Origin of the sequence: Streptomyces sp. R44 (assembly GCF_041053105.1) — a bacterium.
In the GTDB taxonomy this organism is placed as follows: domain Bacteria; phylum Actinomycetota; class Actinomycetes; order Streptomycetales; family Streptomycetaceae; genus Streptomyces.
Map to the genome: position 1 here is coordinate 8,234,234 of NZ_CP163444.1, position 18,389 is coordinate 8,252,622.

Annotated in this window: 18 protein-coding genes; 12 read left to right on the top strand and 6 right to left on the bottom strand. The window is 71.4% G+C overall.

All coding sequences use genetic code 11. From position 1 onward, the window contains the following. Positions 1 to 19 precede the first annotated feature (19 nt). Genes AB5J54_RS38045 through AB5J54_RS38055 form a run of 3 tightly spaced genes read right to left on the bottom strand, consistent with a single transcriptional unit; the run spans position 20 to position 2,282 of the window. Positions 20 to 823 carry a metal ABC transporter solute-binding protein, Zn/Mn family gene (locus tag AB5J54_RS38045; protein ID WP_369148520.1) on the bottom strand — a complete coding sequence of 268 codons (804 nt, stop codon included), beginning with the start codon at positions 821 to 823 and terminating at the stop codon, positions 20 to 22. Next, a complete protein-coding gene (locus AB5J54_RS38050) occupies positions 772 to 1,650 on the bottom strand; it encodes a metal ABC transporter permease (RefSeq protein WP_369148521.1) in 879 nt (292 codons plus the stop codon). The genes AB5J54_RS38045 and AB5J54_RS38050 overlap by 52 nt, the downstream gene beginning before the upstream one ends. Further along, positions 1,647 to 2,282, bottom strand: a complete 636-nt coding sequence (locus AB5J54_RS38055) for a metal ABC transporter ATP-binding protein (RefSeq protein WP_369148522.1) — start codon at positions 2,280 to 2,282, stop codon at positions 1,647 to 1,649. The genes AB5J54_RS38050 and AB5J54_RS38055 overlap by 4 nt, the downstream gene beginning before the upstream one ends. A 376-nt stretch (positions 2,283 to 2,658) precedes the next feature. Between AB5J54_RS38055 and AB5J54_RS38060 the strand changes: the two genes are divergently transcribed. From AB5J54_RS38060 to AB5J54_RS38075, 4 genes are all read left to right on the top strand, one after another. After that, positions 2,659 to 3,984, top strand: coding sequence for a hypothetical protein (locus AB5J54_RS38060; protein ID WP_369148523.1), 1,326 nt, complete (start codon positions 2,659 to 2,661; stop codon positions 3,982 to 3,984). A gap of 121 nt (positions 3,985 to 4,105) precedes the next feature. Then, positions 4,106 to 4,330 (top strand): ferredoxin, encoded by a 225-nt coding sequence (locus tag AB5J54_RS38065; RefSeq protein WP_369149586.1) that lies wholly within the window; start codon positions 4,106 to 4,108, stop codon positions 4,328 to 4,330. Beyond that, positions 4,320 to 5,711 carry an NAD(P)/FAD-dependent oxidoreductase gene (locus AB5J54_RS38070; RefSeq protein ID WP_369148524.1) on the top strand — a complete coding sequence of 464 codons (1,392 nt, stop codon included), beginning with the start codon at positions 4,320 to 4,322 and terminating at the stop codon, positions 5,709 to 5,711. The genes AB5J54_RS38065 and AB5J54_RS38070 overlap by 11 nt, the downstream gene beginning before the upstream one ends. A 24-nt stretch (positions 5,712 to 5,735) precedes the next feature. Beyond that, positions 5,736 to 6,971 (top strand): cytochrome P450, encoded by a 1,236-nt coding sequence (locus AB5J54_RS38075; RefSeq protein WP_369148525.1) that lies wholly within the window; start codon positions 5,736 to 5,738, stop codon positions 6,969 to 6,971. Positions 6,972 to 7,012: 41 nt separating this feature from the next. On the opposite strand, the gene AB5J54_RS38080 is transcribed toward AB5J54_RS38075, so the two are convergent. After that, positions 7,013 to 7,342: a hypothetical protein gene (locus AB5J54_RS38080; RefSeq protein ID WP_369148526.1), complete on the bottom strand. Its 330-nt coding sequence runs from the start codon at positions 7,340 to 7,342 to the stop codon at positions 7,013 to 7,015. 281 nt (positions 7,343 to 7,623) lie between these two features. Here AB5J54_RS38080 and AB5J54_RS38085 point away from each other — a divergent pair, with 281 nt between their 5' ends. From AB5J54_RS38085 to AB5J54_RS38100, 4 genes are all read left to right on the top strand, one after another. After that, entirely contained in the window at positions 7,624 to 8,556 is a 933-nt protein-coding gene (locus tag AB5J54_RS38085; protein WP_369148528.1) for a YhjD/YihY/BrkB family envelope integrity protein, read from the top strand. Between the two features lie 104 nt (positions 8,557 to 8,660). Beyond that, complete coding sequence (locus tag AB5J54_RS38090; RefSeq protein ID WP_369148529.1) at positions 8,661 to 9,473, top strand: hypothetical protein; 813 nt, start codon at positions 8,661 to 8,663, stop codon at positions 9,471 to 9,473. A gap of 84 nt (positions 9,474 to 9,557) precedes the next feature. After that, positions 9,558 to 9,731, top strand: a complete 174-nt coding sequence (locus AB5J54_RS38095; protein ID WP_369149587.1) for a CsbD family protein — start codon at positions 9,558 to 9,560, stop codon at positions 9,729 to 9,731. Positions 9,732 to 9,874: 143 nt separating this feature from the next. Further along, positions 9,875 to 10,546 (top strand): lysostaphin resistance A-like protein, encoded by a 672-nt coding sequence (locus AB5J54_RS38100; RefSeq protein WP_369148530.1) that lies wholly within the window; start codon positions 9,875 to 9,877, stop codon positions 10,544 to 10,546. Between the two features lie 34 nt (positions 10,547 to 10,580). On the opposite strand, the gene AB5J54_RS38105 is transcribed toward AB5J54_RS38100, so the two are convergent. Together AB5J54_RS38105 and AB5J54_RS38110 are read right to left on the bottom strand one after the other, a co-directional pair. Continuing rightward, positions 10,581 to 12,311 (bottom strand): alpha/beta hydrolase, encoded by a 1,731-nt coding sequence (locus tag AB5J54_RS38105; RefSeq protein ID WP_369148531.1) that lies wholly within the window; start codon positions 12,309 to 12,311, stop codon positions 10,581 to 10,583. A 158-nt stretch (positions 12,312 to 12,469) separates the two neighbouring features. Beyond that, entirely contained in the window at positions 12,470 to 12,853 is a 384-nt protein-coding gene (locus AB5J54_RS38110) for a hypothetical protein (RefSeq protein WP_369148532.1), read from the bottom strand. 260 nt (positions 12,854 to 13,113) lie between these two features. Here AB5J54_RS38110 and AB5J54_RS38115 point away from each other — a divergent pair, with 260 nt between their 5' ends. From AB5J54_RS38115 to AB5J54_RS38130, 4 genes are all read left to right on the top strand, one after another. Further along, positions 13,114 to 14,814, top strand: a complete 1,701-nt coding sequence (locus tag AB5J54_RS38115; RefSeq protein WP_369148533.1) for a hydrogenase maturation protein — start codon at positions 13,114 to 13,116, stop codon at positions 14,812 to 14,814. Positions 14,815 to 14,869: 55 nt separating this feature from the next. Continuing rightward, positions 14,870 to 15,952 carry a hydrogenase expression protein HypE gene (locus tag AB5J54_RS38120; protein WP_369148534.1) on the top strand — a complete coding sequence of 361 codons (1,083 nt, stop codon included), beginning with the start codon at positions 14,870 to 14,872 and terminating at the stop codon, positions 15,950 to 15,952. A 91-nt stretch (positions 15,953 to 16,043) separates the two neighbouring features. Then, entirely contained in the window at positions 16,044 to 17,828 is a 1,785-nt protein-coding gene (locus tag AB5J54_RS38125; RefSeq protein ID WP_369148535.1) for a nickel-dependent hydrogenase large subunit, read from the top strand. After that, positions 17,825 to 18,385 carry a hypothetical protein gene (locus tag AB5J54_RS38130; protein WP_369148536.1) on the top strand — a complete coding sequence of 187 codons (561 nt, stop codon included), beginning with the start codon at positions 17,825 to 17,827 and terminating at the stop codon, positions 18,383 to 18,385. The genes AB5J54_RS38125 and AB5J54_RS38130 overlap by 4 nt, the downstream gene beginning before the upstream one ends. Positions 18,386 to 18,389 lie beyond the last annotated feature (4 nt).

An 18,389-nucleotide genomic window follows, 5' to 3' on the forward strand; every position in this document is an offset into this window, starting at 1 on the left:
TCCCTCATGTGGCCCGGGCTCAGCCCATGGCCTTCTTCCACTCGGCCGCCGCGTCGCGGTACACGGCGAGGAGATCCAGGTCCTCGCCCGGATAGTTGACGATCTCGACCTGCTCGGCGCCCGAGTCGGGCAGGACCGTGCCCGTCGACATGTGGGCGTTGTCGAGGACGAACGCGGGCTTCTGCGCCGAGAGCGAGGCGAGCTGGGCGGGCGTGACCGGCTCGGGGCCGTACGTGCCGACCGGCGTGGCGCCCGCGAGACCGGCCGCCCAGGCGCTGAAGACCTGGGTGACGACGACCGGGCTCTTCCCGCCCGGCCAGGCGGCCTTGAGCTCGCCGTTCAACTTCGTGACCTCACCGTCGAGCCGGGTCTTCCACCGCTCGGCGGCGTCCTTCGTGCCGAACAGGCCGCCCAGACGGGTCACTTCGGCGCCGGCCTTCGCCGGGTCGTTGTCGAGGTTCACCTCGACCAGCTTCGCCTTCGACCCGGCCGCCTCCTTGATCTTCGCGGCGTACGGCTCGAACGGCGCGTACAGCACGAAGTCGGCCTTCGCGACGGCCGCCAGGTCCGACGGCTTCGGGTCGTAGTCGGGGGCGTGGTGCACCGACTGGGGCACGATCACCGTGATGTCCTCGGCCCCGGCGGCCTTGGCGAAGGCGCCCTCCCAGGTGGTCGTCACGACCACCACCGGCCTGTGGTTCTTGTGGTCGGCGGTGCCGGGAGAGGCGGCGTCCTCGCCGCCGCACCCGGTGAGCAGCGGCAGGGCCGCGCTCAGTGCGACGAGGGAAGCGATGCGGGTGTTGCGGACGCGGGTGCGCGCCATGAGCTGGTTCTCCGTTCGGGAATGAGATGGGCGGCGAGGACCACGGTCCCCGCCGTCAGGACGAGGACCGGGCCAGGGGGCCAGTCCAGCCACAGGGCCAGGAGGAAACCCGTCGCGTTGACGGCGACGCCGATGCCGACCGCCCACAGGGTGATCGACCACAGGGAGCGGCCGAGGCGGCGGGCGGCCAGGGCCGGCAGCAGGGTCAGGGCGTCGACGAGGAGCGCGCCGGTCAGCTTGATGGCCCCGGCGACCGCGACGGCGACGAGTACGAGAAGCGCGGTGGTGAGGAAACGTACGGGCACGCCCGAGCACTGGGCGAGCTCCCGGTCGTACAGCAGCAGGCCCACGTCGCGGCGTCGCCACCAGAACAGCGCCGGCACGGCCACGGCGAGCAGGCCGAGCACCACGAGGTCGGCGGTGCCGACGGACAGGATCGACCCCCAGAGGAGGGCGAAGGCGCCCGAGGCGTTGACGCCGGAGACGGCGAGGAGCAGGAGCGCGGCGGCGATGGCCAGGCTCATCAGCAAGCCCATCGCCCCCGAGAGCCCGGCGGGTGTCCGCGCCAGCGGGGCGACGCCCGCCCCCGACAGGGCGCAGGCCACGAGGGCGCACAGCATCGGATCGAGCCCGGTCAGAAGGCCGACGGCGATGCCGAGGAGCGCCACGTGCATCATCGCGAACCGCACCGGCATGATGTCGAGCCCGACGATGACGACCCCGACCACCGGCAGCCCGACGGCCGCCAGGAGCAGGGCCACCCCCGCCCGCTGGACGGGTACCAGCTGGAGCATGGCGCCGAGATCGGCGGCCGCGAGCGTGTTCACCGCACCTCCCGCAGCCGGCCGGCGGCCATCTCCAGGACCCGGTCGCAGCGTTCCGCGAGCGCCCGGTCGTGCGTCACGACGACGAGCGTGACCGGAAGGGCGGTCAGCACGTCGGCCGCTTCCTCCTGCCCCTCGAAGTCGAGCGCGGCGGTCGGCTCGTCGGCGAGCAGCACCTGTGCGCCCGCCGCGGCACAGCCGATCGCCCGCGCCAGATACATCCGCTGCAACTGCCCACCGGACAGCGTGTCCACGGGCCTTGCGGTCAGCGGGCCCACACCGAGCCGATCCGCGGCCCTCGTCGCCTCGGCCCACGCCCCACTGCTCGCCAGCAGTTCGTCCCCGCGCAGCGGGAACCGTCCGGCGGCGGGCTTCTGCGGGATCCAGGCGCACGACCGCCGCCGCCACGCCCACTCGGCGGCGGAGCGCGCTCCGCGCCCGCCGACCTCGATGATGCCGCTCGTGTGCCGGTGCAGCCCGAGGACCGCGCGCAGCAGCGTCGTCTTCCCGGACCCGTTCGTCCCGGTCAGCGCGATCCGCTCGCCGGCGGCGATCTCCAGATCCACCCCCACCACGGCTTCGTTGCGGCCGTGCCGACAGGCGACTCCGCGCATGCGTATGTCCAGTCCGCCCATCCTCCGCCTTTCGCCGCTGCCGTGCCGGTGCGGTGAGGGAGTCGTACGGAAAGGACGTCGAGTTCCCGCGCCGGGGCGGGAACTCCGGACCGGCGCGGGCCGACGACCGCCGCCTTCGGCCGCGATGTGCGGCGCGGTCCCGGCGTTCCCGGTGGGTGGCCTCTGGTTCCTCCGTACCCGACTGCGACACGAGGTGCCCGCCGCAGACGTCGCACGGAAGGCGGAAGGAGTGACCGGCGCCACCGTGCGTGACGGCCCTGCTCCCGTCGACGCCCCGCCCGGTCCTTGCTCCGGATGGCGCACTCCGGAATGCCGCCTCCGCGGCGATCGGCAGGAATGGAACCACTACAAGGGGTGCCTCGAATCAGGAGGACGGATGGCCGACCCACTGGAACCACCGCAGGAACCGGCCCAGCAGGGTTCGCCGTCGGACGGCAGACCACACATGGCCGGCCCGGGCAGGATCGCGCGCAAGGTGGCCTCGGCGGTGCTGATCGTCCTCGCCTGCATCCTGGTCCCCGTGTCGGTGCTGACCGTGTGGGTGCACGACATCGCCCTCGACACGGACCGGTACGTCGACACGGTCGCACCGCTTGCCTCCGACCCCGCGATCGAGGCGGCCGCCGCCCACCGGATGGTCGAGGCCGTCGACGTACGGGTCGACGGCAAGCAGGTCACCGCCGAGATCGCGGCCTGGTTGCAGTCGCAGGGCCTGCCGCCCCGCGCCGCCCAGGCCGTGAAGGGGCTGGCCCCCCAGCTGGACGCCGCCGTCACCGGCGCAGCGGAAAAGGTGGCGACGCGCTTCGTCGAGAGCGACAGGTTCGAGAAGGTGTGGACCACCGCCAACCGGGCCGCTCATGCCGCCGTGGTGCACGCCCTGACCGGTCACGGACGTGGGGCGGTCGGCGTCGAGGAGGGCACCGTGACCCTCGACGTCGGCGCCGCTGTCGACCGCGTCAAGGAAGAACTCGTCGACGCCGGCGTGTCGCCGGCCGAGAAGATCCCCGACGTCGACAAGCAGATGGTGCTCTTCAAGTCCGACAAGCTGGAACGCATGCAGGGCGCCGCGCACGCGCTCGACGTGCTCGGCAACTGGATGCCGGTGCTGACGGTGCTCCTCGCCGCAGCAGGCGTCCTCCTCGCGCACCGGCGCAGACGCGCCCTGGCGAAGACCGCCCTGGGCGCCGCACTGGCCTGTCTGATCGTCGCCATCGGTCTTGTCGTAGCCCGCCGCTACTACCTGGACCATCTGCCCCCGCAGGTGCAGTCCGAGGCGGCTGCGGCAGCGATCTTCGACCAGCTCCTGCACTTCCTGCGGGTCACGCTGCGCACCGTCATCGTGCTGGGCGTGATCATCGCTCTCGGCGCCTACTTCATCGGGCCGGGCGGATGGGCGCGCGCCGTACGGGCCACCTCCGAGCGGACCGCCGACTCCGCGGCCCGATGGGCCGACACCCACGGTATCCACACCGGCCGCGTCGGTACGTGGACGGCGGACTACCGGCGATGGCTCACGATCGGAGCCCTGCTGGTGCTGGCCCTGCTGTTCGCCCTGTGGAACCACCCCACGGTCCTGACGGTGCTGCTGCTGGTCCTCATCTACCTGGCGGTGCTGGCATTGATCGCCCTGGTGGCGGCGACCGGCCGCAGGACACAGGCAGCGGGACCGGCCGCACCCGTCAACCCGGAACCCGGCCGGTGACCGGAGCCGTTCGGGCCGCACCGCTCACCCGATCGGTGCGCCCCCGTCGCTGGGCCCCTCCCGGCCGACGAGAGTGGACGCAGGGGGCCTGCCCTGGCCATTGGAGAGGACCCATTCCGTGGTGAGCATTGCCGTCGATCTGAACCGCTGTCAGGGGTACGCGCAGTGCGCGTTCCTCGCTCCCGAGATCTTCACCATGCACGGCGACGAGGCGTTGCTGTACAACCCGGATGCGGACGAGGCACAGCGCGAGAAGCTCGCCCAGGCCGCCGCGGCCTGCCCCGTCCAGGCCATCCTCGTCGATGCCGTGGACGAGCCGGCCGAGGCGGTGCCCGATGCTCGGTGACGGAGCCTTGGAGCAGCTCAAACGCGAGGGCCGCATCGTCGTCGTCGGCGCCTCGCTGGCAGGCCTGCGGGCTGCCGAGACCCTGCGCGCCAAGGGCTTCGAAGGGTCCTTGACCATGATCGGCGACGAGCCCCACGAACCGTACGACCGGCCCCCGCTCTCCAAGGGGGTGCTGCTGGGCAGGGCGCGCGCCGACCGCACCGCGCTGCCCCGGCTCCGATCCGTCGACGCGACCTGGCGGCTCGGCGTTCCCGCCACCGGCCTGGACATGGCCGCGAGGACGGTGCGGCTGGCCGACGGCGACGAGGTGCCGTACGACCGGCTGCTGATCGCCACCGGTGTCCGGGCGCGGCCGTGGCCCCGCGAGGAGGAGGCGGAACTCGACGGCGTCTTCGTGCTGCGGACCCGCGACGAGGGCGCCGCGCTCGCCCGCCGGCTCGACGAGGGGCCCAAGCGGGTCCTCGTCATCGGCGGAGGATTCGCCGGCTCGGAGGTCGCCTCCGCCTGCCGCGAACGCGGCCTCCCCGTCACCGTCGCCGAACGAGGCGCCGCGCCCCTGGTCGGCGCGCTCGGCGGGGTCGTCGCCGCGGTGGCCGCCGACCTCCAGCGCGAGCACGGTGTGGACCTGCGGTGCGGGGTCATGGTGACCGCCCTGGAGGGCGACGCCTCGGGACGGGTGCGCGCCGCGCATCTGTCCGACGGCTCCACCGTGGAGACCGACGTGGTGGTCGTCTCGCTCGGCGCCCTCCGCAACACCGAATGGCTGTACGGGTCCGGGCTCGGCGCCGGGCCACGCGGCATCGCCTGTGATGCAGGCTGCCGAGCCTTCGACATCCGCGGAATCGTCACCGACGACATCTACGCCGCGGGCGACGTCGCCCGCTGTCCCCATCCCCTGTTCGGGTACCAGTTCCTGTCGCTGGAGCACTGGGGCAACGCCGTCGCCCAGGCCGGGATCGCGGCGCACAACATGCTCAGCGAGAGCATCGACCGACTGCCGCACATGGACGTGCCGGCCTTCTGGTCCTCCCAGTTCGGCGTCAACATCAAGTCGGTCGGAGTGCCGTCGATGGCGACGGAGATCCTGATCGCGCAGGGCTCACTGGACAGCCGCCGGTTCGTCGGCGTCTACGGGTACCAGGGGCGCGTCATCGGTGCCGTCTCCTTCGACCACGGCCGGTGGCTGCCGTTCTACGAGGAACTCATCGAGCGCACCGCGCCGTTCCCGCCGCAGTTCCCCACGGTCGACCGGCACGCGGACGGACAGCGGCCGAGGGACGCGGACTTCCCCGACCCCTCGATCCCCAGCCACGGCCCCACCGTGACCCTCAGCGGATACTCGCCGGCCGACCGCCGGATGACGTTCACCCCCGCGCACTGACCCGCACGGCCACAAGGACCTGCCATGACGCGAACCCTGCTGCACCAGATCCTGGACTACGCCAACCGGGCCGACCCGTACCCGATCTACGAAGAGCTGCGGAAGACACCGGTCCATCACGAGGCCGACGGGCCGTACGTGATCAGCACGTACTACGAGATCCGCAGCCTCCTCCACGATCCCCGGATCAGCTCCGACGCCCGCAACCTGGCGTCCAGCAGCGCCGACCCGCTGGCGGACCCGGCCTCCGAGGAGAGCGCCCTGCCGCCGGGCTTCCTACGCCTCGACCCGCCGGAACACGACCGGATGCGGCGCATGACGAACCGGCACTTCGGCCCGCCGCACTCCCCCCGCCGGGTCGACGGAATGCGTCCGGAGCTCCATGACATCGTCACCGGTCTCATCGACGGCATCGGCGACCCGGGGCGGATCGACCTGGTGGAGGAGTTCTCCTACCCCTTCCCGGTGACGGTGATCTGCAGGCTGCTGGGGGTGCCGCGCGAGGACGAGGCACGCTTCCACACCTGGGCGGACACCCTCGCCGCCAGCCTGGACCCCGACCCGGACGCCGATCCCGCCGAGCACGGCACGGACGCGCACGAGGCCCGGATGGCGTTGGGCATGTATCTGGCCGGCCTGATCGAGGAGCGCCGCAAGAACCCCGGGGACGACATGCTCTCCCAACTGGCGACGGCCAAGGGCGACGACGGCCCGATGACCACGATGGAACTGCTCAGCACCGCGGCTCTGCTCCTGATCGCGGGGCATGAGACCACGGTCAACCTCATCAGCAACGGAATGCTGACCCTGCTGCGTAATCCCGACGTCCTTCAGCGCCTGAGGACCGAGCCGCGACTGGCCGTGCCCATCGTGGAGGAACTCCTGCGCTTCGAGCCGCCGGTGCAGCTGCTGCCACAGCGCACCACGCTCGCCGACATCGAGGTCCGCGGCGTCACCATCCCCAAGGGCGCCACCCTCTGGCTGCTGCTGGCGTCCGGCAACCGCGACCCCCAGCGCTTCGAGAACCCGGACCGCTTCGACCCGGACCGCCCGGACGTCCAGCACCTCGGCCTGGGCAGCGGCATCCACAGCTGCTTCGGCGCACCGCTCGCCCGGTTGGAGGCCCAACTCGCCCTGTCGGAGCTGGCTCGGAGACTGGAGAACCCCCGACTGCTGGACGACCCGCCCCCGTACCGCCAGAACGCGGTACTGCGCGGGCCGCGCCATCTGCGGATCGCCTGCGACGGGATCCGCCCCTAGGCCGTCTCTTCCGACACGCCGTGTCCGGCGCCCCGACATGGTCAGGAGTACCAGGAGGCCTCCGTCGGACGCGCCCGCCGGGGCACCTCCCGGGCGGGCATGGGCGTGCGCTCGCCACCCACGAGCAGGGTGCTGGCCGGATCGCCGCCGAGAGCGCCCGGGAGCGCCACCTCGACCTCGATGCCGCGAGGCGGCTCGGTGGGCAGGATCGTGGTCATCACCGCCGTCTGGGCGTGGTGGCCGTGGACGCGGGCGGCGGCGACCTGCTTCCCGTCCACGAGGAGCTCCAGCTCCCGGGTCCCGCCCATTCGCAGGCCCACGGTGACCGAGCAGCCGGCGTGCTCGCAGTGAAAGTGGTACTCGCGGCCCATGGTCGCCTCCCTGAAGCGCCTGGCAACAAAGCCCCTGCCCTTCATCGTGGCACCGAGTGGCGGCTGCGTCAGCCGGTCGACGGCCGAGGCACCGCCAGGTTCGGCATCCGGGTCGGGGGTAGGTACGGGGACCGTCCGGCCCCTGCGCATGCGACAGGGGCGAGAGACGATCGAGGTAGGGCATGTCCCGTCGGCCGGGTGATCGCCGGGTGCTGGGTCTGGAATCCGCGCGCGCGAGTGGATCGCCGACCTCCAGGTGAAGGCGTCACCGGGAGAGGAACATGAATGCGTCGAGCAAGGCTTCGAACGGCGGGCGGGTCGGCCGTCCGGCTCGGTCGTCGGTGGCGGTCGGCCCCCAGGCCGCGGGCGAGGGGGCCGCGGCACGGCGAGGAGCCGGCCGTGCGCGGCGGGTGGCCGACTGGGGCAGGGGGAAGTACACCGGGTCCTGGGCCGATTCCTTGTGGCGACGCCTGGGTGCGGTCGACTTCATCAGCCAGGCCATGGTGCTGGCCGCCACGCTGTTGCTGTGCGCGGTGCCGTTCTTCCTGATCGTGACCGCTCTGGCCGGGCGCTCGGCCGCGTCGGCACTGTCGCAGCGCATGGGCCTCAGTGAGCAGGCCGCAGCCGACGTCGGAGAGCTCTTCGCCTCTTCGTCCGCCATTTCCGCCGCGGTGACCGGGCTGTCCTGGGTGTTCTTCGTCCTGGCCGGGCTCGCCGGGGCGAAGGCGGTCCAGCAGCTCTACCAGCGGGTCTTCGACGTGAGGGCCCGGGGCGTGGCGGACTCGGTGCGCGCTCTCGTCTGGCTGGCGCTGGTCGTGGGCTCGCTGTTCGCGGTGTCCGCAGTGGGTCCGGGGCTGCGGGAGAGCGGTCCGGTGTTCTTCTGGATCACGCATTTCGTGCTGAGCATCGGTTTCTTCTGGTTGTCGATGTGGTTCCTGCTGGCCGGGAAGATCGCCTGGCGCAGACTGCTGCCCTGCGCGGTCGCCACGGGTGTCTGCTGGGTGGGCATGATGGCGGTGTTCTCGGTGATCTTCTCCGGCTTGATCGTCAGTTACGACCAGAGATACGGGTTGATCGGGACCGTGTTCGCGTTCATGTCCTTCTTCATCGCGATCGGGGTGGTGCTGGTCCTGGGAGCGGCACTCGGCCTGGTGTGGACGGAGCACGGTCTGTCGTTCCGGGGCGCCCTGAGCAGGCTGCGCAGGAAGTCATGACAGGCGGCCGAGCAGACGGGACACCGCACGGACGGGGCCGCGCCGGCCGCCCGAAGCGGCGCGGGGCGCCGGCGACGTTCGTCGATCACGTCCGATCGGACGGCGTGATCGTCCGCCTTGAATCGCGCCGTCATCGCAAGCACCACGTGCCGGCCGCCGGATCGACCTGGTGGGCACCCGCAGCCCGTGGTTGGTGGATCGCGGTGCTGTTCGCCCTGGGGTCCCTGCTGTTCGCGGTCGGGTCGATTCCTGCCTATGGCGACGCCGTCGGGGCCCGAGGGGACACCGTCACCTACTTCGTCGGCTCCCTGTTCTTCACCTCGGCGTCCTTCCTCTGCTACCGCGAGACGGTCGACGCCGCGCCCCCGGCACGCAATCCCCACCACCGGCGGTTCTTCACCTACCAGCCCGACCGGATCGACTGGTGGGCCACCGCGATCCAGCTCGTCGGCACCGTCTACTTCAACGTCAGCACCGGGCTCGCCATGGCCGACAACCTGTCCGCCGAGGCCGCGCACCAGCACGTGTGGCGGCCCGACGCCATCGGCTCCGTGTGTTTCCTGGTGGCCGGCGCGCTCGCCTGGTACGAGACCTGCCACGGCTGGCTCGCCTGGCGCCCCCGGTCCTGGGCCTGGTGGATCACCCTGACCAACCTGATCGGATCCATCGCGTTCGGGGTTTCCGCGGTCGCCGGGTACATCGACCCGGTCACCGGTCAGGTGAACAACCTCGACCGGGCCGACACGCAAACCCTGATCGGCGCGGTGTGCTTCCTCGTCGGCGCCGTCCTGCTGCTTCCCGAGCGCACCGAGGAAACCCCGGCCCCGGCCCCTGAGGCCGACCGGCCGCGTGGTCCCGGACACGGTTCACCCCCCGGATCGCTTCGGTCGGCGAAGCTCCGGTGTCCACCGCCGTAGGACAAGAAGCACTCTGCCTCGCCGGAACCTACCGTGGACCTTGGGGACCGATCCCACGGAGGGACGATGGACAAGAACAGGGCCATGGGCATGGCCAAAGCCCGATTCAAGGCGATCGCGGGAAAGCTCACCGGCGACGAGCGTCTGGAGGCCGAGGGGAGAACGGACCAGGCGAAGGTCAAGATCCGTCAGAAGATGCAGGACATCCGGCACCGTGCTGAAGGCATCAAGGACTCGCTCAAGCACGACCGTTCATGACGTACGTGCTCGGCGTCGCGTCAGCGGGGGAGGGCCGAGGCGACCGGAGGGCGCAACCGAAGGACGGAAGCACTTCGATGTCCTCCCGTGATCCGGATGGTGCCGATCGGCGATGGCGCGGGCCGATCGGGACCTGGCCGGCCGTGGTGCTCGTGGTCGGCGTTCTCGTCGCGGCCAATGTCCTCCTGAACCGATGGACCGGGCCGATCCGCCTGGTGGCGGCCGTCGCGATCAGCGTCCTGCTGCTCGGTGTGCTCCGCTGGGCGGGCGGCACCCTGGCGGACGCGGGCCTGGCGCCCGGGACGCTGGCCCGCGGAGCCGGATGGGCGCTGGCGCTGACAGGGCTGGTCGGAGTCGTCTACGTCGTCGGGGCGCTGCTGCCGGCCACCCGGTCACTGTTCGAGGACCGGCGGTACGACGCGATGACCGGGGGCGAGTTGGTGACACGCGTTCTCGTGGTGGTGCCCGTCGGCACCGTCCTGGTGGAGGAGATCGCGTTCCGCGGAGTGCTGTACGGACTGGTGTGCCGGGCCCGTGGAGCGGTCTGGGCGACCGCCGTGTCCAGTGTGCTGTTCGGCCTGTGGCACGTCCTGCCGTCCCTGCACCTGGCGACCGCGAAGCCCGCGCTGACCTCGGTCCTCGGGGGCTCCGTGCTCGGCTCTGTCCTCGCCGTCATGGGCGCCGTCCTGTTCACGGCCCTGGCGGGCGTCCTGCTCTGCGAACTGCGACGCCGCAGTGGCAGTCTGCTGGCCCCCATGGGGCTGCACTGGGCGGTCAACGCGCTCGGCTACGTCGTCGGCTTCCTGCTGCGCTGACCGCGCGGCGGGCGAAAAGCCCGCGCGCGGGGCGTCAGTGCTTCGGCTCGATGACGACGCGCAGCCGGTCCAGGTCCTGCGGAGTGAAGCCCGAGGGCCGCATGACGGCGTTCCAGCCGTCGACGTACGCGGCCTTGTAGGTGTGGCCGTGGCCGTCCGGCACGCCCGTGGCGAACGGCAGGTCGGCGGTGACCTGCCAGAAAGTCACGAACGGGATCCAGATCATCTCGTCCAGCACGTCGCCGCCGGGCGCCTCGCCGATCCAGTCGGGCTCGGAGAGAGTCAGCTGCGGGCTCCACCAGACGATCGGATCGGACGGGTGCATGAGGTACAGCACCCGCGTGCCGTCCCACGGCTGGTCCGCCGGAAGGATCCCGGTGGTCGGGGCGTCGGTGAACCGTACGGTCCGCCCCTCCTTGTAGACGGGCTCGATCTCCGGGCTGCCCGCGTCACGGTGGTCGCTGAACTTGCGGAACAGGGTGTTGAAGTTCGGTGGACCGGCGAACAGGGTGCCGGAGGTGCGGTTGCGCAGGTCGTACTCGCCGCTGAAGGCCGTCTCGCCACCGAACGACCCCAGGCTCTCGCCCGCCACGAACAGCCGCGGCCGCTGGTCCTGGGGCAGCTTGGACCAGCGGCCGTACACCGCGTCGAAGAGTTCACGGCCGGCCTCGCGCGCCTTGGACTGGTCCACGAGATAGGACAGCCACGACGGCAGGTACGAGTACTGCATCGCCACGGTGGCCGAGTCGCCGTCGCCGAGGTACTCGAACGAGTCCACGGCGGCGGGGTCGACCCAGCCGCTTCCGGTGGTGGTCATCACGAGCAGGTTCGCGCGCTCGAAGCCGCCGGCCCGTTCGAGGTCCGCGACGGCCCGCTCGGCGCGGGCTTCCGCGTCGTCGGCGGTCTGGAGCCCGGCGTAGGCCCGGACGGGCTCCAGGGCGGGGCGGTGGGTGAACGCGCCGATGTCCCGGGCCGTCGGACCGCTGCCGGTGAAGGCCCGGCCCTGGTAGCCCAGCGTGTTCCACGGCACCAGCGAGCCGGGCCCGCCGGAGCGCAGGGTGGTCGTGGGCTGGTGCACGCCTTCGGGAGTCTCGTTGTCCCGCAGCGAGAACGCCTCGTTGGTCGCGTTCACGAAACCGGCGAGGAGCACTCCGCTGACCACGGACCATGCGAGGCCCGCCACCACGATCCAGCCGACCACCCGTGCCGCGCGCGGGCCGATCCAGCGGCGGAGCAGGCGGGCGACCCAGCGGTACAGACGTCGGAGTCCCCGGCCCGCGAGCAGCAGCAGCGAGAAGACGAGCGCGGCCACGAACGGGCAGGCGACGGCGGTGAGGACGTTGTAGTCGCTGACCCCCATGAGCTCGCGGATCTCGTGCTGCCAGTACTGACCGAACCCGAACGCCAGGCCGAACAGTACGACCGCGCACACGATCAGGACCTGCCACGACCTGCGCGACGCGCTCCGCGCCTCCCGGTCGGCGAACGCGCGCCATATGTAGGCCGCGATCACGCCCAGCCCGTACCCGATGGCTGCGCTGATGCCGCAGATCAGTCCCTGGAGGATGCCGCCGCGAGGCAGCAGCGACGGGGTGAAGGAGAGGCAGGCGAGGAGCAGCGCGCCCCAGCAGCCGGGGACCGTGAGGTGCGGCGACCACCGGAGGCGCTTCCCGGAGCCGGGGGCCGGCCCGGCGTCCCCGGTCCCCGCTTTGTCGCGGTCCGCGGAGTCCCCGTCCGGCGGAGACGCGTGCAGGTCAGGAGTCATGGCTGTCCTCCGGGGGACATCATCCCAAGGCCCCGGAGGACCTGCCATTCGGACTCGCCGCGCCGCGAGAGCGAGGGCGGCCGTCGAGCCGGGTCATCAGGCCGACGGCGCCCGAAGCAACGTCAACTACGCTCCTGCCGGCTGCACAACCCAGCCGGTCAGCCCGGGCGGGGGCCGGAGGAGTCGTCGTCCGGGTTCACGCCGGTGAACGCCGCGTCGTCCTTCGTGCCGCTGGGGCGCTGGGTCCGGCCCCTTCGGCCGGTGTCGCGCATGCCCTTCTCCGGCGAGCGGCCTCGCTTCTCGCCTCTGGCCGTGTCGCTGTGAACGGTGTCGCCGGGGACGTTCTGTTCTTCCTCCTTGGCGGTCTTCCGTCCCTTGCCGGGCGGGGGTGCGTGCTTCTCGGGATGGAAGGAACGCGACGCGCTCGGATTCTTCTGCTGGCGCGTCTCGTCCACATCAGGGGACCAGCCGTGCTGTCCGGCCATGCCGTCGCGGCTCGGCTCGCCGCGCGAGGGCCTGGAGGACTTCGGTGTCTCGGCCATGAGCCGACCTGCCTGTCCGTGCGAGGGGCATGCGTTCGCAAACCCCTGGGACTCCGATCTTCCCACGAGACGCAGGGCGCGTCTCCTGGACGGCGCTCCGTGGCGATCAGGCCGCCAATCGGCCGGACGCACACCTCGAACGGGTGAGGTGCGGGCTCCGCCAACCCGCTGGGCTCCTCGTGCCGGCCGATGATCGCAGGCGGTTGGTGGACCGCGGTTCCCAGGGCCGCACCCCCCTCCGCGACCCGGAAAGGCCGCCCATGCGCATCCTGCTCGTCGCCAGCAGCTTCAACAGCCTCACCCAGCGTGTCCTGGTCGAGCTGCGCGACCGCGGGCACACCGTCCCCGTGGAGGTCACCCCTGACGGGGCCGCCGTGCGCGAGGCCGTGGCACGCCACGCGCCCGACCTGGTCGTGGCCCCCCTGCTGAAGGCCGTCGTGCCCCGCGATGTGTGGACGGCACACCGTGTCCTGATCGTGCACCCCGGACCCGTGGGCGACCGCGGCCCGTCCTCGCTGGACCACGCGATCCGCGACGGGGTCGAGGAGTGGGGCGTCACCGTCCTCCAGGCCGACGAGGAGATGGACGCGGGCGACGTCTGGGCATCCGCGAGCTTCCGCGTGCCGGAGGTCGGCAAGAGCGATCTGTACCGCAACGAACTGTCCGACGCCGCCGTGGCCGCCGTGCTCCGCGCCGTCGAGAGGGTCGCCGCAGGGGCGGCACCGCGTCCGCAGACCGGCGAGATCCGCGCCCGACCCGCTCTCCGCCAGGAGGAGCGCCGGATCTCCTGGGGCGAGGACACCACCGGGACCGTCCTGCGCACCCTGCGGGCCGCCGACTCGCAGCCCGGCGTACCGGACCGGCTGCTCGGCGCCGAGTGGTTCCTGCACGGCGGCCACGCGGAGGACGGTCTGCGCGGGCGTCCCGGCGCTCTCCTCGCCACCCGGGCGGGCGCGGTCTGCCGCGCCACCGTGGACGGCGCGGTGTGGATCCCCGAGGTCCGTGCCCGCACCGGCCCCGGCAGGCCGCGTGCCTGCAAGCTCCCCGCCACCCTGGCCCTCGCGGGCCTGCTGCCGGAGCTCCCCGAACTGCCGGCACCCGTCGACCCGGCGCCGGGCCGGCGGACCTGGACCGACATCGCGTACCGCGAACAGGGGCCGGTCGGCGTCCTGTCCTTCGCGTTCCCCGGCGGGGCGATGAGCACCGACCAGTGCCGCCGCCTGCTTGACGCGTACGAGACGGCCCGTGGGCGTCCCACCTCCGTCCTGGTGCTCGGCGGGCAGCGCGACTTCTTCTCCAACGGCATCCATCTGAACGTCATCGAGGCCGCCGCCGACCCCGCCGCCGAGTCCTGGGCCAACATCAATGCCATGAACGACCTGGTCGAGGCGGTACTCACCACGACCGACCGGCTCGTCGTGAGCGCGATCGGCGGCAACGCCGCCGCCGGCGGGGTGATGCTCGCCCTCGCCGCCGACGAGGTCTGGTGCCGTTCGGGGTCGGTGCTCAACCCGCACTACCGGCGCATGGGCCTGTACGGATCGGAGTACTGGACCCGCACCCTGCCCGGGAAGGTGGGCGAGGCCCTGGCCGCGCGCCTCACCGAAGAGGCCACGCCGGTGTCCGCGGCCGCATCGCTCGACATGGGTCTGGTCGACCGGGTCGTCGACTGCGGACCCGGGGAGTTCGCCGCCGAGATCACCCGATTGGCCCTCCACCTGGCATCCCGTGGCGGTCTCCAGCCCCGGATCGCGGCCAAGAAGGCGGAGCACGAGCGCCGGGAGTCCGTCGCTCCCCTTGCGGCCCACCGCGAGCGGGAGCTCTCCCGGATGCGGACGATCTTCGACGATCCCGCCGCGAGCTACCACGCGCGGCGCCGGGCCTTCGCCCGGAAGGAGGCCCCCCGAGCGCCGCTCCCGAACGGCCCAGGTGCGGGCGCGGGCGGATCGGCCGACTGTTAAGCAAGACCTAGGCCCGACATGAGGCCTTGCCCCATCCCTCCTCAGGAGGCGACCCATGAGCGCAGTGAAACCGGCCCCGGTCGAGGACCAGGGTGCCGCACCCGGCAGCGAAGAGAAGCCGATCCACATCCTCTGGATCAACGCGGGTCTGAGCTGTGACGGAGACTCGGTGGCCCTGACCGCCGCCATGCAGCCCAGCATCGAGGAGATCGCCCTCGCGGGGCTGCCAGGGCTGCCCAGGATCGCGGTCCACTGGCCACTGATCGACTTCGAGTGCGGTCCGGTGGGCGGCGCCGACACGTTCATCGAGTGGTTCTTCAAGGGGGAGCGGGGCGAGATCGACCCGTTCGTGCTGGTGATCGAGGGCTCGATCCCGAACGAGGCGATCAAGCAGGAGGGCTACTGGTGCGGCTTCGGCGACGACCCGGAGACCGGCCAGCCCATCACCACCAGCGAGTGGATCGACCGGCTGGCGCCCAAGGCGCTCGCGGTGGTCGCGATCGGCACCTGCGCCACGTACGGCGGCATCCACGCCATGGCGGGGAACCCGACCGGCGCGATGGGCGTGCCCGACTACCTGGGCTGGGACTGGAAGTCCCACGCGGGCATCCCGATCGTGTGCGTGCCCGGCTGCCCCATCCAGCCGGACAACTTCGCGGAGACGCTGACCTACCTGCTCTACCAGGCGGTCGGCTCCGCGCCGATGATCCCGCTGGACGACAAGCTCCGTCCGACCTGGCTGTTCGGGGCGACCGTGCACGAGGGCTGCGACCGGGCCGGCTACTACGAGCAGGGCCAGTTCGCCTCGACGTACGACTCGCCCAAGTGCCTGGTCAAGCTCGGTTGCTGGGGCCCCGTCGTCAAGTGCAACGTCCCCAAGCGCGGCTGGATGAACGGTGTCGGCGGCTGTCCGAACGTCGGCGGCATCTGCATCGCGTGCACGATGCCCGGATTCCCGGACAAGTTCATGCCGTTCATGGACGAACCTCCCGGTGCCAAGGTCTCCGTCTCCGCCAGCGGTGTGTACGGCTCGGTGATCCGCCGGCTCCGGAGCATGACGTCCAGGACCGTGGACAAGGAGCCGAAGTGGCGGCACACCGGTGAACGGGTCACCACCGGCTACCGGCCGCCCTGGTGACCGTGACCGCCATCGCGCCACCCCGCAAGACCCCCCCATCCAACCCACTGTTCGCGAAGACGAAGAGTTGACGAAGGGCATCACAGCGACCATGGCATCTCCGGCGAAGACGACGGGTGACGGCTCCGGCCTTGTGGAGATGGCCTGGGACCCCATCACCCGGATCGTGGGCAGCCTCGGCATCCACACGAAGATCGATTTCAAGCAGAAGCGCGTCGCGGAGTGCTACAGCACGTCCTCCGTCTTCCGCGGCTACAGCGTCTTCATGCGGGGCAAGGACCCCCGCGACGCGCACTTCATCACCAGCCGCATCTGCGGCATCTGCGGTGACAACCACGCGACCTGCTCCGTGTACGCGCAGAACATGGCGTACGGCGTGAAGCCCCCGCACCTCGGCGAGTGGATCATCAACCTCGGCGAGTCCGCGGAGTACATGTTCGACCACAACATCTTCCAGGAGAACCTGGTCGGGGTCGACTACTGCGAGAAGATGGTCCGCGAGACCAACCCCGGCGTCCTGGAGCTGGCCGAGCGCACCGAGGCCCCGCACGCCGCCGAGCACGGCTACCGCACGATCGCGGACATCATGCGCTCCCTCAACCCCCTCGAAGGCGAGTTCTACCGCGAGGCGCTCCAGGTCAGCCGCTACACCCGGGAGATGTTCTGTCTCATGGAGGGGCGGCACGTCCACCCCTCCACCCTCTACCCCGGCGGCGTCGGCACGGTCGCGTCCGTGCAGCTGTTCACCGACTACATGAGCCGCCTCATGCGCTACGTGGAGTTCATGAAGCGGGTCGTCCCGCTCCACGACGACCTCTTCGACTTCTTCTACGAGGCGCTGCCCGGCTACGAGGAGGTCGGCCGCCGCCGTGTGCTCCTCGGCTGCTGGGGCGCGCTCAACGACCCCGAGCACTGCGACTTCACCTACGCCAACATGACCGACTGGGGCCGGCGGATGTTCGTCACCCCCGGTGTCGTCGTCGACGGCAAGCTGGTGACCAACGACCTCACCGAGATCAACCTCGGCATCCGCATCCTGCTCGGCAGCTCGTACTACGAGGACTGGCAGGGCCAGGAGCAGTTCGTCACCCACGATCCGCTGGGCAACCCGGTCGACCCGCGCCACCCGTGGAACCAGCACACCATCCCGGCCCCGCAGAAGCGGAACTTCGACGACAAGTACAGCTGGGTCATGTCCCCGCGCTGGTTCGACGGCAAGGACCACCTGGCACTGGACACCGGCGGCGGCCCCATCGCGCGCCTGTGGTCCACCGCGCTCTCCGGCCTCGTCGACATCGGCTACGTCAAGGCCACCGGGCACAGCGTCGTCATCAACCTCCCCCGGACGATGACCAAGCCGGAGACCACCTTCGAGTGGCAGATCCCGAAGTGGAGCAACGCCCTGGAGCGCAACCGCGCCCGGACCTACTTCCAGGCGTACGCGGCCGCCGTCGCCCTGCACTGCGCCGAGAAGGGCCTGGAGGAGGTCCGCGCCGGCCGCACGCAGACGTGGGAGAAGTTCGACGTGCCGGACGAGTCCATCGGTGTCGGCTTCACCGAGGCCGTACGGGGTGTCCTCTCGCACCACATGGTCATCAGGGACGGCAAGATCGCCAACTACCACCCCTATCCGCCGACGCCGTGGAACGCCTCCACGCGCGACACGTTCGGGACCCCCGGTCCGTACGAGGACGCGGTGCAGAACACCCCGATCTTCGAGGAGAACACGCCCGAGAACTTCAAGGGCATCGACATCATGCGCGCCGTGCGCAGCTTCGACCCCTGCCTGCCGTGCGGCGTCCACATGTACACGGGCAACGGCAGGACCGTGAAGCAGATGCACGTGCCCACCGGCCTGAGCGGTCTGGCCGGATGAGCGCGACCACGGCCGAACAGGCGGGCCGACGGGTCGAGGAGGTCCTGGACCGGCTGGCCGAGAACGGCGACGCCGAGGCCTGCGCGGCGGCGGAGGAAGTCGTACGCGTCCTCATGGAGTTCTACGGCAGCGGCATCGCCCGCGTCGTCGAGCTCCTCGGACGCCCCGCCGCCCGTCCACCCGCCGACCCGCTGGGCCCGCTGCTCGCGGACGAACTCGTCGCGAGCCTCCTCAACCTCCACGGACTGCACCCCGAGGACGCGCCGACCCGTATCGACCGCGCCCTGTCCGCCCTGCCGCAGCCCGTGGAGAACGCCGGATTCGACCCGGCGACGGGCGTGCTGCGGCTGCGGGTCACCGCCTCGACCGGCTGCGGCTGCTCCGGCACCCAGGAGTCCGTCCGGCAGGCGGCCGTGGACGCCCTCGCCTGCTTCGCCCCCGAGGTCACCGGCGTGGAGCTGGAGAGCGGTGCCCCGCGCGAACCGGCACTGCTCCAGATCGGCACCCGTCCGTCCCTCGCGGGCGCGGACGGCCGCTCATCGGCCACCGCCCGGTGAACGG